The organism is Hymenobacter sp. B1770 (genome assembly GCF_049896385.1).
Lineage (GTDB): Bacteria > Bacteroidota > Bacteroidia > Cytophagales > Hymenobacteraceae > Hymenobacter.
Map to the genome: position 1 here is coordinate 1 of NZ_JAFCUF010000085.1, position 593 is coordinate 593.

The window sequence follows — 593 nt, forward strand, 5'->3', positions numbered from 1 at the left end:
TGGCCGTGCCTTCGGCGCGCACGACGGTCACGTCCGTCATGCCCAGGAAGCCGAGGACGCCTGTCAGGTAGGGCGCGACGAAGTCGTAGCCCGCGGCCGGACCTTCCGAGTAGATGCCACCGCTGGACATGGCGACGTACACTTTTTTGCCCGTGATGAGGCCTTGGGGAGCCCCGTCGACGTATTGGAACGTAATGCCCGCGCGGGCAATGTGATCGACCCAGGCCTTCAGCGTCGAGGGGATGCCGAAGTTGTAGAGCGGCGCCCCGATCACGAGCACGTCGGCCGCCTGGATTTCCGCGATGGCGTCGTCGGAGTGCTGGGCGGCCGCGTGCTGCTCGGGCGTGCGGCTTTCGGCCGGCGTGAAGAAGGATTGCAGCTTGGCTTCTTCCAGTTGGGGGAAGGGCTGCGTGGCCAGGTCGTGTACCCGCACGGTGCTGCCGGGGTGGGCCGCCTGGAGTTTTTCAACAATGCCGTTGCCGAGCTGAATGCTGGCCGAAGCCCCCTTGCGCGGGCTCGAAATGATGTGCAGGATGTGCATGACTGTGAAAAATGGGCCTTGCGGCCGATGTGGAAAGGGTACTGGTTCCGGT

General features: G+C 64.8%; 1 protein-coding gene. It reads right to left on the reverse strand.

Annotated elements, in window-relative coordinates:
* Positions 1-541, reverse strand: a 541-nt coding sequence (locus tag ACP7AJ_RS21590) for an FMN-dependent NADH-azoreductase (protein WP_426062308.1), incomplete at its 3' end; no start/stop codon positions are given.
* Positions 542-593: the final 52 nt, after the last annotated feature.